The organism is Coxiella-like endosymbiont (genome assembly GCF_002871095.1).
Classification (GTDB): Bacteria; Pseudomonadota; Gammaproteobacteria; order Coxiellales; family Coxiellaceae; genus Coxiella.
Genome location: NZ_NSHJ01000090.1, coordinates 1 through 14,081, shown reverse-complemented (window position 1 = coordinate 14,081; position 14,081 = coordinate 1). Strand labels below are relative to the sequence as shown.

The following is a 14,081-nucleotide window of genomic DNA, read 5'->3' as shown; positions in this document are numbered from 1 at the left end:
CGTAAATTCTACTCAGAAGGCCTGTATGATCGTATTCGTGATTCTCGTAGAATGCTTGCTTATTTATTTTTATGTTTGCTTACCTATTTCATTTTATATTTAATGATAATGATCATGAGTGACGTTCAGTGGATTGAGACCCCGATAATGCAAAAAATAATTAATGTAATTAATTTTTTGAAAGCAACATCTATAGGATTTTACACAAAAACTATTGATAGTATGAGTAGACTTGCTTTCAAAGCTTCTATTTCTAAGAAGCCACAATTTAAATTATAATTTCAAAATTTCCTTTGAGCAAATTAATGAAGCTTTGTCTTAATAATTAAGCACCTTTATTATTTCTTTTTTGGTAACACAAAATTCATGGGTAAATGTTCATGCTAGATTGTATGTATATTTTTTAAATTAGCTTATCTTTTTATTTTTAAAATTGTAAGTTTTATTTAATGTTAATTTTGTCTGGGGTGATTAACTATTTTGTCCTATTGAAAATTTGAGACGGACGGCCGAATACTTGAGTATTGATGTAAATACCAACAGACAAAATCTATCATATAGTCCTTGAGTTGATAGTCCTTTAGTTGTTTGTAAGAAACAGAGAAAAGACGATGAATCGTATATAATTAACGTATTCACGCTGTAATTGATAATTTGACCGAGAAATATTAGTAACTATTTCTTAATGATGTTTGAATGCTCATTACCTTCATAAAATTAAGTTCCTAGTTTCTTAGAGACTTAAGCTGCGACAACTAAAAATATTAAGCAATAAACTTAGATAAAATAAAAAAATATCAATAAAAAGGTATCGTTTACACGAGATAATTTGACAGAAGCAGATAAAGTGAATTTAAATTTAGTTTCTCTTAAAAGTCTTTGGTAATCCTTGCTAGAATTAATAGAAAAATGGGGTACAAAATCAAATTTAATAACCGTTTTAATCAAATTTATCTGTTAAAATATTTTCCTAAGTGAAAATGAGTTTTTACTAATTTATTGAGTTATTCTGTTCGAGATGCGAGAAACATTACACTTTATATTCGGTACTACTTATCATCATAGTCATGTGCATATTGTATATCAAAGATGATGGATGATGTGACCTGGATATTGTACAGAAATAATTAGAGATCAAGTGTTTACATTTTTATTGGGATGAAAATGTCCGTTTATATAATACTAAAAAATATAAGCTTTAGTTTAGTAATCACAAAATATAAGCTTTAGTTTAGTAATCACTCATAAAATTATTAATGATTATTATAAAAATTATTTTGAATTAATAAACTATATAGAGGGTTGCTTGTTGTAGTAGTAGAATTCTCTCTAAAAGAGAGATTAAAATTCCATTGCATATGAATTCTGCTTTTGCTCGTTCTGTTGGTATTTTACGGTTGGGTGCGCTAGGAGATGTTTGCCTTACAGTCCCCTTGGTTGATATGTTACGTAGACACTTACCACACATCGAACTTTATTGGATTATCAGTCGCCCTTTTTTTTCATTGGTCCAAGGACTATCGAATGTAAATTTTATTGTTTTAGATAAACCAACATCATTAAGTGATTATTGGAGATGTTACCAACAGCTAAAATCTTATCTTTTGGATGTTTTATTGGTGCCCCAAGCCACATTACGCTCTAATATATTGTGTTTCTTAGTACAAGCAAAAATAAAATACGGTTATGAAAAATTACATAGTCGTGATTTTCAGTATTATTTTGTAAATCACACTGTATCTGCGAGGCCTGAACATTTGTTGGAAAGCTTTTTACGACTTACAGAACCTTTTGGAATTAAGGATAGAAATATTAAATGGGGGTTACCTATTGATGCACAGGATTACGAGTGGGCAAAAGCACAATTAAATCCTTATGGTAGTAGCTGCCGTTGGTTAGCTATTTGTCCTGCTACGAGTAAAGAGGAACGCAATTGGTTTAGTGATCGATATGCTACTGTAGTTAATTATCTTATTAAAAAGAAATGGAATTTCAATGTTGTTTTAGTAGGGGGATCGAGTATGGTAGAAAAACGAATGGCAGAAGAAATCAATTGTCAACTAATCAAACCTGCTCTGAGCCTCGTAGGTAAAAGTTCTTTAAAGGAATTAGCAGCGATTCTCAGCAAAGTAGATGTTCTTTTATCACCAGATACGGGTCCTTTACATATCGCTCAAGCGGTAGGAACACCGGTGGTAGGCCTTTACGCAGTTGCTCCTCCAGAAAAAACGGGACCTTATTTTTCTCAGAGATGGGTAATTAATAAATTTCCCCAAGCAGTTAAAACTATTTTAGGTAAAGATTTCTCAAAAATAACTTGGTATCAGCGAGTGCATTCTCGAGAGGCTATGGCATTAATCACTGTTGATGAAGTGAGAGCCCAGCTTGAAAAAGTATTTGTAGAATTAAAATTCCTTCGTTCTTTGTGAGTAAATAAAATTAGAGTTAGTCTCTCTCCTTATACTAGGTCTAGCCTCTTGTCCAATAGAAATACAGGTTGATTTAACCGACTCTTAAAATTTTATTACTAATCGCATCGCGGATTTCGCTGGGGCGTTTAGAACTTCCTAGAGTACCTTCAAGAATTATATCAATTTTGTTTCCGAAAATTATTTTTAGCATTTTTAGGTCCTGTGTAGGAGGCTGCCCTTCCCGATTGCCACTTGTGGAAATAATGGGTTTTCCGAAATGACGACAGAGTAATCGGGCTAACGGATGTGCAATGATACGAATAGCAACAGTATTATGATCTCCTCTCACCCAATAAGGTACTTCATCCGTAGCTGGGAACAGCCATGTGATCGGACCCGGCCACGTACTAAAAACGTGGGATAAAGTTTTAGGATCTAAGGGTTGGGTCAGTGCTTTTACTTGTTTCCATTCGGAAGCGATTAGAATAAAACCTTTTTTAACTGAGCGATTCTTGAGAGAGAGTATTTGAGTAACAGCATCGAAATTGAAGGGGTCACATCCAAGACCGTAAACAGCTTCTGTAGGGTAGGCAATCACTTTACCTTGTCGTAAAGCTTCAACAGTGTGGTTTATTTGATCGTGTTTATTCATATTTTTTCACAAAGGTGGTTTGGAGTTTTTTGTCTGACTTTTTAGGTTTGAATCATGATGTATTATTCTTGTTTTTCTTAAGTTGTTTGTCCAGGCTGGATCTTGAATTTTAATAATTTACGCTGCTAATAGGAAATTTTTCAGTTTGATTTTGCCCATGGTGCTGAACAGGCAAGAGGAATACTTCTGGCTATTTGAACAGTTGTGAGTAAATCATTTAATTTAATTTAAATTACCAGAGCGCCTGTCATAAAGATATTAATCACAGTCTTTTGATTGTATAAGCTGGTCACACCTACTACTATACTAGGTAGATAATGGGGGTAGATAATAGGGCAGCGGGCTTGTTCCTAGCGGCTACGCGATGAAAAAAGTAGATTCTCTCGTTTCTCAGCTGTTTCAACAAACTCTCCTGGTTATTGTTTTTAAATTACGCTGCGTAAAGCAAATATGGGATTTTAAAAGGTATAACCTAAAGATTTTAATTCTTCGATAAAAGGTCTCTCCATAACTGACAAATCTTTATCAAATTTAATACCAATAGTAATCAAAATTATTCATTAATTTCTGTTGCATTTTTTAGATAAGGTTCTGTAAAGTTACAATTTTTTTGAGGACAAACTTTTTCTGTTCCACGAGTTTGTGTTGTTTTTACTGATAAAATAGGCCAATGGCATTTAGGACACTCTTGCGCAATAGGCATATTCCAAATAGCATAATCACAATCTGGGTATCTCGCGCAGGAATAAAAGATTTTACTTCGACGCGATTGACGTTGAAAAATAGTTTTTTTATGACATTTAGGGCAAGTAACTTCGGTATCTTGAGCTATTTTCAGAGGTTCCATATAACGACAGTTCGGATATCCACTGCAACCAATAAATTTGCCATAGCACCCGCTTTTAATAACAAGATTAGATAGACACTTCGGACATTGTCTACTTTCAATAACTTTCTCTAAAGCTTTGGAAGCTATATCTGTGACGTTACGAGTATAATCACAGTTTGGATAAGCGGTGCAGCCAATAAAACGTCCCCGTTTCCCCAAGCGAATAGATAATTGAGCTGCGCATTTAGGGCATTGTTCATTAATTGTTTCTTGGGTCACATCACTACGTTTAACAGTTTTTTTGGTAACATCAATGAGATTTTTAAAGGGTGACCAAAAAGCTTCTAACACCGGAATCCAGTTCTTGTCTCCTCGGGTAATATCGTCTAGCTCATTTTCCAATTTCGCTGTAAACTCATAATCCACGTATTTAGTAAAATAATGAGTTAAAAAACGATTCACAATGCGTCCAATGTCCGTAGCTACAAAGCGCTTATTGTTATCTACTTCTACGTATTTGCGATTTTTTAAAGTGGCAATAATGCTTGCGTATGTAGAAGGACGGCCAATATCATGTTCTTCTAGAGCTTTGACTAAACTGGCTTCGGTATAACGAGGTGGAGGTTCGGTAAAATGCTGTTTACTTTTAATATTAATGCTAATAATCGTTTGTCCTTCCTCTAGAGGAGGTAGGATTTCTCCTTTTTCTGCGTCATTTTTTTTACTGTCATCGTTAGTTTCTTGGTAAACTCTAATAAAACCAGGTTTCACTAGGGTAGAACCATTAGCACGAAAAAGAGCATTGGTTGTTGCCAAATCGATAGTAACTGTATGTAAAGTAGCCTCAATCATTTGACAGGAAACAGTTCGTTTCCAAATTAAAGTGTATAATTTCAATTGATCGGTTGTTAAATATTTTTTCAAATTTTCGGGAAGTCGAAAGATAGACGCGGGACGGATAGCTTCGTGTGCTTCTTGAGCATTTTTAGATTTGGTTTTATAGACACGTGCTTTTTTCGGTATATTTTCTTGTCCGTATTTTCTACTAATTAATTCTCGGATTTCTGCTATAGCTTCCTGCTCTAATGTGAGAGAATCGGTTCGCATATAAGTAATCAGCCCCATTGCACCTTCATCTCCAATCTCAACACCTTCATATAATTGCTGAGCAATTTGCATGGTCTTAGAAGTAGAAAACCCCAATTTTCGTGCTGCTTCTTGTTGCATTGTCGAAGTGATAAAAGGGGGAGCAGGATTGCGTTTGCGTTCTCGTTTGATAACTTTAGCAATGGTAAGTTTTCTACCAGCAGATTGGGTGACAGTCTTACAAGTAATTTGGGCTATTTTTTCTGTAGTTATAGAAAATTGCTCAATATTTTTATTTTGAAATTTAATTAATCGTGCTTTAAAATTTTGTTGTTGAAACTGACAGTCCGCATGAATACTCCAATATTCTTGACTTTGAAAATTTTCAATTTCTATTTCCCTATCCACAATCATACGTAACGCAGGGCTTTGTACTCGACCTGCAGAGAGTCCTGGTCGGATTTTTAGCCATAATAAGGGAGATAAATTAAAACCGACTAAATAATCCAAAGCACGCCGTGCTTGTTGTGCATTCACCAGCTCCATCGAAATATCGCGTGGATGTTCTATTGCATTTTGCACTGCTTTTTTAGTGATTTGATGAAAGACTACACGAGCAAAGTTTTTATTTTTTAAACGATTTTTAGTTTCTAATAGTTGTTTTACGTGCCAAGCAATAGCTTCACCTTCACGATCAGGATCTGTTGCTAGAAATAAATTTTTACAAGTTTTGAGGGCCTTTGCTATAGCTTGCATGTGACGCCTATTACGCTCTATCATTTTATAATGCATTTTGAAATGCTTAGCTGGATCTACAGCGCCTTCTTTGGGAATAAGATCTCGAACGTGACCATAAGAGGCCATGACTTTAAAATCTTCACCTAAGTATTTTTTTATTGTTTTTGCTTTGGCGGGTGATTCGACTACTATTAATGATTTTACCATAATTAATGTATACCACCTAACGTGTCATCAAAAACAAGAAGCTCCATGATAGCCAAAGATTGTTTTTCATAGGATTGATTTAAAGGAACCATTAAAGTTATCAATTTTAGAAGGCTAAGGTCGATCCCTTTTGAAGCCAATTCAATAGCTTTGTTAATCACAAGATCCCGTGTATAAGGGTTGAAAATTGATTGTTGCTCTAAAGTGATTAAAAAACTGCGGCAATTATTATTAAATAACTCATATTCATAGTTACTAAATACTCTAAAAGAATTTTTATTTAGTATTTTCATGGGTTTATGCACTTCTTTGTGAGAGGTGATTTAACCAGTGGAAGGCTTGATCAATGACAGTATAGTGAAACTCAAGTGTTTGCAATTGAAGAAGAATTTTTTTTTCATTACATCAAAAGTGTAATTTTTTTGTATGTGATTTCTGAATAAATACATTAATATTGTTAATATACTTGCATCTTTCATTACTTCACCTATAGCAACTTGCTGAGTATAGCTTTAATATAATTTTGTAATTCAAGGGATACTATACAGTAATTCTAGTCTGATTTTGTAAAGTCACTGCTTATCCAAGATTTACTTGATAGAGGTCGCTTTAAACCTAAAGTATTTGATCAATTGTTATTTATTATCTTTCAGAGCTGGTTTACGCGCTTATTAGGTAGCAATAGACCTACTTTCTAATTTTGCAATAATATCCTGTATAGAATCAACTAATTTTGTATACTTCTTAATAAATATACTTTTTAATAAAAGTATGAAAATCCGTGACAGGAGATTTAAAATTAAACTCCCGGAATAGTAAAACTTTTTAATTGTATGGAGCTATCCAACTGGGGGTTTGATTGAGAAGATAAAATCCAATGTGGCTTTTATTACAGTATCTAAACTCAAACCTCTGATCATACTATTTTGATGAAGAAAATTAGGCGAAAACGCTTCATAGTTTAAGGTAATTTAGAAACTAAGGTACTATTTTTGAAAATCTAGAGAGCTAATGCATGATAGTTCAAAAAATATAATATGAGAAGAGACCGCTTACCCGAGTATAGCAATAGTTTGTGTTCTTACACGTGCAAGGCGCCTTGAGAGGTTTGTAGTATCAGATCAATTCTTAGTACAAGTAATCGGACGTTCCTCATAATATAAATTTTTTGGCTTTAATTATATTGTGCGATTCTAGATTCTATTGAAGGATTAGATTTTGATTGCCCACAATAAGCTATTGGTGGAAGAGTCTTCAAAATATAATGATTATTTCTAATAATATATTGGATGGGGAAAAAATTTATTGGATGGGAAAAAATTAGATATTTATTTTCAATAAGAAAAGGATACTTAGTTGAATTCAGTGTCAAAATATAATGATAGGCTTTAAATGCCCATGCTCTATCTTTATTAATAGAATTAAGTATTTTCTTCGTGTAAACATGTACGAGTGCTGATGATTTTTTTGTCAACGATAAGCTTTATAAAGCAAGGATGGTATTTTAATTGTAGTGACTTTGCAATACTAGAATATAATAAAGAAATTCAATAAATAAGTAACTCCTTAGATTCTGAGGTATATGAAAAGGCTAAATACCATGTCTCTTAATATCATATTTCCTGGAACCTCTCAATTTGCAGTACCAATGCTTCGAGCACTGATTAAATCTAAGCATCAGGTAATGGTTGTTTATACACAACCTGATCGGCCATCGGGCCGTGGACAGAAAATGAAAGAAAGTCCTGTGAAAACTTTAGCTCTATCTGAAGAAATAATTGTTCGCCAGCCTCGCTCTTTACGAGGAGAGGAAGAACAAAAAATAATAGCTTTTAAAGCTGATATTATGGTGGTAGTAGCTTATGGATTATTGTTGCCTCAAAGTGTCTTAGTTGCTCATAGATTAGGTGGGATTAATGTTCATGCTTCTCTTCTGCCCCGATGGCGAGGAGCTTCGCCTATTCAACATGCTATTCTAGCAGGAGATCAAGAAACAGGTGTAACAATTATACAAATGGATGAGGGATTAGATACCGGCGATATTTTAACACAGAAATCTTGTCTTATTAGGGAAGAAGATACTGCTGGCGATCTTTATGAACGACTTTCATCTCTAGGTGCTGAGTTATTAATCGAGACCTTAGATAAGATTGAGTTAAAAACTATTAATGCAAAAAAACAAGAGATAAACCTAGCTACCTATGCTCTAAAAATCCAAAAAAAAGATGCCAAGTTAAATTGGAATCAAGCTGCTATTAATTTAGCACGACAAGTACGTGCCTTGAACCCTCCTTTTGTCACCTTTACTTATTTTAAACGTCGACCAATTCGAATTTGGCAAGTAGAAGTTTTGTCAGGAAAAACTGAATTAAGAGCAGGAAGCTTAATTCAATTAGATAAAAATAAATTAGATATAGCTACTGGCGATGGTATTTTAGGTCTTTATCAATTGCAATTGCCTGGCAAACGAATTCAATCAGCTCGAGATTTTATCAATGGTTATCGAAAAGAGTTAATTCCAGGTAAAACTATTTGGGGATAAAAAATAAACTTCTTAATGAAATATAACATGAAAAATACAAGAAAGCTTATCATCTTAGACCGCGATGGCGTTATTAATTACGATTCCAAAAATTATATTAAAACTCTGGAAGAATGGATTCCTATTTATAGTAGTTTATCTGCCATTGCATGCCTTACTAAATTAGGTTACACAATTGTAGTCGCAACCAATCAATCTGGCATTGCTTGTCGTTATTATTCTCTAGAAACGTTGGACGCCATTCATAAAAAAATGAGAGAAGAATTGGCGAAAGTGGGAGGGCAGATAAAGGAAATTTATTTCTGCCCTCATGCGCCTGAAGCTAATTGTATTTGCCGGAAACCTAATCCTGGATTGTTATATGCAATTGCTCAGGACTTCCCGAAAGCTTTTCCAGAAGCTACCTTCGTAGGAGACAGTCTTCGGGATATTCAGGCTGCTCAAAAAGTTGGATGTCGATCTGTATTGGTTAAGACAGGAAATGGTACACAAACTATTGCTTGTAATAAAGAATTGAAGGGAATATCGATCTTTGAAGATTTAAATGATTATGTTAGTAATCTTAGATTAAAATCTGAATAACTTTTTCAAATAATAATTCTAAATAATTTATTTTTAATAAACATTGCTTACAGAGCTACAGGGGGGGATCGGGGCCCTGTAATTATATGCGCTAAAGAAGCATAATAGAATCTTCACTGTTCACCAAACAACACTAATTTTACGGGGTTTCTATTGTAAAGCTTTCTTACTTATAGTTAGGTTTAATTCTTATATTTTTAGCAGGTGTGGGTATTGCAAAAAAATATTTTGTGATGGATAGGATATGCTAGCATGAATGCATATTGTATTTTTATAAATTTATACGATTTTCTCATCTTCAGAGAAATATACTAATAATGAATTTTTAATATCAAGCTATTTGTTGCAAGATAATTCACCAAGAAACTCTACTTTTCTTACAGGCAATGAGTGTAATAAGTGATTATACCGACTCTATTAAAAATGGGGTTTTTCTGATATTTTCAATATTCTTTCCTACTATTCAATACTTAGTCTTGGGTGAAATCAACGTCAATATATGACATGTAAATTAAATTAGTTTAATGTAAGGATTTTTAAGAGGATAAGGAGGAACTTTGATCTGGAATAAGTGTAAGTTGCCCAACAGGGTTGATAAATTATTTTTTCATTTTTATTTATTGTGTATGTTCTCCAGGAGTAATTATCGAGCGGTTAATTGTTGCATTGGCTATTATTAATTTTAATATTTTAACCCTAATATTACAATTTTAATGTCATTTAGAAAATAGTATTTTTCTCTCGAAAAATATTTTTTATCTAAAACATTTGAAATTCTTTTCATTGACGCAGATGATGAGCGAAAAAAATCGATGGGGAGAGTCAAAAGCATGATGGAATATAAAAGCTAAGGGGATATGATACAGGATGTGTTTTGAGATGCGCTTTGAATGAACGGTACTTTATGTGTATAGAAATCATTTTAAGATTATATTAAGTGTATTCAGCTATTTTTCGATACAAAAATATTAAACAAATAAAATAATTGTAGCCTTTTCTCATACAACAGTTAAATTTGATATGATTTCCTGGAGCTTAAATTGCTGTAACAAGTATGGTTTACAGAGAATATGAACATTTCCAAACAAGCAAAATTGTATCAATAGGAATATTACGTTTGTGTATTCTGTTCGTGATACGAATTGTTGGCGGTTTAAAAATTAGCGGTCACAAATTAAAATTAGTATGAACTTTTATAGAAAATAGGCTTAAGAATAGTGTGCTTATAACGCTCGTTGCTGCTATGGATAAAAATCGCCTTATTGGCCAGAAAAATCACTTGCCTTGGCATTTACTTGCTGATTTATATCATTTTAAAGCGGTTACTCTTGGAAAATCTATTATTATGGGACGGAAAACTTTTGAGAGTATTGGAAAACCTCTACTTCATCGTCGTAATATTGTGATTTCTAGAGAAGTAGGTTTGAGAATTGAAGGATGTAAAATTTTTTCTTCTGTTGAAGAGGCCCTAAATAATTTGGCAAATGAGCCTGAGGTTATGATTATTGGCGGTGGATCTTTGTTCAAAGAAACTTTACCCAAAGCTGATAAAATGATTCTAACAATTATTGAGCATTCGTTTGAAGGTGACACGTATTTTCCATTGTGGGATACCGACGAATGGATCGTGGTCTCTCAAATAAAGCATGAATTGAATGAAAATAATTTGTATAGTTTTAGCTTTTTGGAATTAAGGAGGAAAACAAAACTCACTGAGCAATAAGGAAATAAATTTGAATTAAATGGACATTTTAGAGAAATAATCATAAATGACTCATTAAATAATAAGTCATTAAAATTTTGTTAATTAATTGATCCTATTAATCTAGTGTTTTAGACTATTGGTCTAGTCTTTTTAAGTAATATCCTTTTAGTTTAATCAGTTTAAATTTAAGAGGTTCTAGTTTTTCAAAAAAGCTTATACAGGATTTCTTTAAGAAGGTGATTTATTTATCGAAGCATTTTTTGTAGAGTTTCTGTCAATATAAATAATCTTTCAGGATTGAGTAGTAAAAGTTATTAGGATCAACTATATATTACTATTTTTTGATTTTATCTTCTATTAAAAGGTCTGTAGATTTAGGAAGATGAGTTCTGTTAGCTTTTTTATTTACTAAGTAAATAACCTCTCTTCTTAAGAGCTTGGAAATTTCATAAGATATAGAATAATAATCGTTTTCTTTTAGACTGTTTTACAAAAACAGGCTTCTGTTGATCAGCAGAAAGATTTAAAATTTTTTAAGTGATCCTTTGAGTGTAGTAAAATTAATTACATTTAATTTGATGTATCCTTATAATAAGTTAGATTATAATACCAGCTTGTTTGGTTCGATAATAGTTGAGGTAATATTACATCTTAAAGATAAGAATGACAAGGAACGACGAAACGTTGTTTAGTTTCAAGGTTTAATGCAGTAAGTTGGTGACCCCATGTACAGCCGGTATCTAATGCGTAGCAGTAAGGTGTATCGCATTCACCCTTAAGTGCAGCCCAATGACCAAATACAATATTAACTCTTTCTTTTTCAGGGTGGCGCCAATTGAACCACGGTTGGAAATCTTCTTTATTTGTGCTTTTCTTACTGCTTACTTTGAAATCTAGCTCTCCCTTTGCGTTGCAAAAACGCATCCGTGTGAATGCATTGGTGATATATCGGAGTCGTTCTTGTCCTTTAAGCTTATCATGCCATTGGAAAGGTTGATCTCCAAATAAATTCTTTAAAAATTCTTTAAAATAAGCTCCTTGTAAGGTAAGTGATACTTCATTGGCACGTTTAAGATTCTCTGCGATAGACCATTGTGGAGGAAGTCCGGCATGCACTAAAAGAGCATGATACTTTTTTTCGTAATGTACTAAGGGGAAACCTCGTAACCATTCTAACAGTTCTATTTTGTCATTGGCGCGCAAAATGTTATGCAGGGTATGTTCATAAGAATCTTCAGGCATCAGTTCATACCCTAGAATTAATAAAAATAAATCATGATTTCCAAGAACTATTAATGGTGAAGAAAGAGATTTGATAAATCGCAATACTTCAAGGGAATGAGGACCACGATTCACTAGATCACCGACAAACCCTAATTGATCCTGAGAAGGATCAAACTGAATGAGAGTTAATAGTTCTTTTAATTCCTGATAACATCCCTGTACGTCACCAATAATATACGTACTCATGCATCTTTACTCTAATAAATTTCCTCTCGAATTGGCAAAATTTTATTCGTTAAATGAAAATAAAGTTGTGTAACCGTGTTGTGGAATAGATCTTGCAAAAAATGAATTTTTGTAGTGTAATCATGATAATGCTTGACTCCAAATTCCTGATCCAGCACGGTCCATAGGTTTGCGGTACCATCGACAATGCCTAGTTGTGTGGCTTCTTTACCCGTCCAAAAATCACCTGAAAATAGTTTCTCATAACTCCCCCGTAATCGGCTTCCTCGACCAGCAATAACTGTATTAATGAAATTTTGATGAACTTGTTCAAGTACCCTTTTGACTTTAATAACATCCTGAGCATCTAAAGGTTCAAAGGGATCTAAACGATCTTTATGAGAGCCTGCTATAAATAAGCGTCTTGTCATTCCCAGCTTCTGTAAGGTATCTACAAATCCAAATCCTCCCATAATTACACCAATTGATCCGGTAAGAGTATTATTATTAACGTAAATTTTATCAGCCGCTGTAGATACTAGGTAAGCACCCGAAGCAAGTTCATCTTCTCCTAGGACGACAACCTTTTTATGGTATTCTTTTTTTAATTCAAGAATTTTGTCATGGATAATGGAAGCTTGAACAGGACTACCTCCGGGGGAATTGATTAATAAAATAACCCCTTTCGAGTTTTTATCAGAAAATGCGTTCACTAAATTAGGTAAAATTTGATAGGCCGAAAAAGAAGTATTCGACATAATTGGTCCATTTAAGCGCATTAAAGAAACATATGGGGTATCATTTTTTTTAGCTGCTAATTCTGAAGTTGAGGGAGTAAAAATTAAAATAATTAGGAGTAATAAAATAAACATCCAAGCTGCTAAGCGAATATTTCGCCATCGTCGTTCTGAGCGACGATCTTCAAAAATAGTATTAATCAATGTGTTTTTAAGATAGTCATCATTCATGAAATTAAGCCCATCAGATCTTTTGATTTTAGTAGGGTACGAGAAAGGGATCTTCAACGCAATACAAAATTTGAGTGTTGAAAACAGTTTTTTAAAATTAGTAAGCTAGTTATAATGTCAATAGATGTAAAATATAATTGAAAGCAAGAATAAGATATGTTAGTTTAATGATAAAATACAAGTTTAAGAATTTAGAGCGTTCCATAAATAATTAATTAATAATTTATAGTAATACAGAAGGGTAGGAAAGATGTGCCACTATTGATAAAAAACGATAATCACCATGAATCAAGACTTTTATTGTATATTGCATTTAATCGCAAAAGTATATGAAAAGTTAAACTGCCTTCACTAAATGATCCATTTTTTAATAAATTAAGTATATAAGTAAAAAATTGCATATGAGATGCAAGGGTGTAATCAAAGTTATAAAAGTTACTATTTTTGAAGTAAATGATACTTTTAGGAATAAACAAATACCATTTAAATTTAAAATCAAAATATAGCTAAATTTCATAATATAAAACAAAAGTTATATTTATATGTATTGTAAGATATAAGAAGTTACGATTACCGGTAGCAATTTGTGCTAAAATGATCAGCATCACTTGTAATATTTTATTGTTTTAACAACCAACTGCTTTTAATGGATACTCTTGTAACCTAGGCTATAACACCCAACTAGAAATCTTAAACACGTAAGAGAGAAGGAAAATCCTTAAATTCAGAATGATTTTGAAGTTGAAAGAAGGAAGTTACAAGGCTGACTAAAATAGTGAATTTTTCTCTATTTTATGACTATCGTTCATAAAAAAAAGTCTTACTAATTTTTAAGAACTTATTATTAGAAGTTGTATGTTTTTAACTGGGTTAAGAGCATGGACTGAAATATTAATCTTAATACTATAAATC

At 32.8% G+C, this 14,081-nt stretch carries 9 protein-coding genes and 1 pseudogene; 5 read left to right on the top strand and 5 right to left on the bottom strand.

Annotation, left to right across the window (positions count from 1 at the left end; translation table 11 throughout):
- Together CLERM_RS03990 and CLERM_RS01555 are read left to right on the top strand one after the other, a co-directional pair.
- Window positions 1-279: pseudogene (locus CLERM_RS03990) on the top strand (hypothetical protein); the annotation flags it as partial.
- A gap of 1,079 nt (window positions 280-1,358) precedes the next feature.
- The gene (locus tag CLERM_RS01555) at window positions 1,359-2,429 is read left to right on the top strand and encodes a glycosyltransferase family 9 protein (RefSeq protein ID WP_102156850.1); all 1,071 of its coding nucleotides are present in this window, start codon (window positions 1,359-1,361) and stop codon (window positions 2,427-2,429) included.
- A gap of 73 nt (window positions 2,430-2,502) precedes the next feature.
- On the opposite strand, the gene tsaC is transcribed toward CLERM_RS01555, so the two are convergent.
- The 3 genes from tsaC to CLERM_RS04060 form a co-directional block, all read right to left on the bottom strand.
- Window positions 2,503-3,063, bottom strand: coding sequence for an L-threonylcarbamoyladenylate synthase type 1 TsaC (gene tsaC / locus CLERM_RS01550; RefSeq protein ID WP_102156849.1), 561 nt, complete (start codon window positions 3,061-3,063; stop codon window positions 2,503-2,505).
- A gap of 553 nt (window positions 3,064-3,616) precedes the next feature.
- A complete protein-coding gene (gene topA / locus CLERM_RS01545; protein WP_102156848.1) occupies window positions 3,617-5,923 on the bottom strand; it encodes a type I DNA topoisomerase in 2,307 nt (768 codons plus the stop codon).
- A 2-nt stretch (window positions 5,924-5,925) separates the two neighbouring features.
- A complete protein-coding gene (locus CLERM_RS04060) occupies window positions 5,926-6,228 on the bottom strand; it encodes a DUF494 family protein (RefSeq protein WP_305764145.1) in 303 nt (100 codons plus the stop codon).
- Window positions 6,229-7,523: 1,295 nt separating this feature from the next.
- Between CLERM_RS04060 and fmt the strand changes: the two genes are divergently transcribed.
- The 3 genes from fmt (at window position 7,524) to CLERM_RS01525 (ending at window position 10,770) form a co-directional block, all read left to right on the top strand.
- Window positions 7,524-8,465, top strand: coding sequence for a methionyl-tRNA formyltransferase (fmt, locus tag CLERM_RS01535; RefSeq protein ID WP_102156847.1), 942 nt, complete (start codon window positions 7,524-7,526; stop codon window positions 8,463-8,465).
- Between the two features lie 27 nt (window positions 8,466-8,492).
- The gene (gene gmhB, locus CLERM_RS01530; protein ID WP_102156846.1) at window positions 8,493-9,047 is read left to right on the top strand and encodes a D-glycero-beta-D-manno-heptose 1,7-bisphosphate 7-phosphatase; all 555 of its coding nucleotides are present in this window, start codon (window positions 8,493-8,495) and stop codon (window positions 9,045-9,047) included.
- Between the two features lie 1,219 nt (window positions 9,048-10,266).
- On the top strand, window positions 10,267-10,770 hold the full coding sequence (locus CLERM_RS01525) for a dihydrofolate reductase (protein WP_102156845.1): 504 nt from the start codon (window positions 10,267-10,269) through the stop codon (window positions 10,768-10,770).
- Window positions 10,771-11,403: 633 nt separating this feature from the next.
- Here the strand turns inward: CLERM_RS01525 and CLERM_RS01520 are convergent.
- On the bottom strand, window positions 11,404-12,222 hold the full coding sequence (locus CLERM_RS01520) for a symmetrical bis(5'-nucleosyl)-tetraphosphatase (protein WP_102156844.1): 819 nt from the start codon (window positions 12,220-12,222) through the stop codon (window positions 11,404-11,406).
- Between the two features lie 11 nt (window positions 12,223-12,233).
- Entirely contained in the window at window positions 12,234-13,169 is a 936-nt protein-coding gene (locus CLERM_RS01515) for a S49 family peptidase (protein ID WP_102156843.1), read from the bottom strand.
- Window positions 13,170-14,081: the final 912 nt, after the last annotated feature.

What these genes read in the sequence shown, in the direction of transcription:
- CLERM_RS01555 (WP_102156850.1), top strand. Translation starts at nt 1,359, where the DNA reads ATGAATTCTGCTTTTGCTCGTTCTGTTGGTATTTTACGGTTGGGTGCG.
- CLERM_RS01515 (WP_102156843.1), bottom strand. Translation starts at nt 13,169, where the DNA reads ATGAATGATGACTATCTTAAAAACACATTGATTAATACTATTTTTGAA.
- topA (WP_102156848.1), bottom strand. Translation starts at nt 5,923, where the DNA reads ATGGTAAAATCATTAATAGTAGTCGAATCACCCGCCAAAGCAAAAACA.
- CLERM_RS01520 (WP_102156844.1), bottom strand. Translation starts at nt 12,222, where the DNA reads ATGAGTACGTATATTATTGGTGACGTACAGGGATGTTATCAGGAATTA.
- tsaC (WP_102156849.1), bottom strand. Translation starts at nt 3,063, where the DNA reads ATGAATAAACACGATCAAATAAACCACACTGTTGAAGCTTTACGACAA.
- fmt (WP_102156847.1), top strand. Translation starts at nt 7,524, where the DNA reads ATGTCTCTTAATATCATATTTCCTGGAACCTCTCAATTTGCAGTACCA.
- gmhB (WP_102156846.1), top strand. Translation starts at nt 8,493, where the DNA reads ATGAAAAATACAAGAAAGCTTATCATCTTAGACCGCGATGGCGTTATT.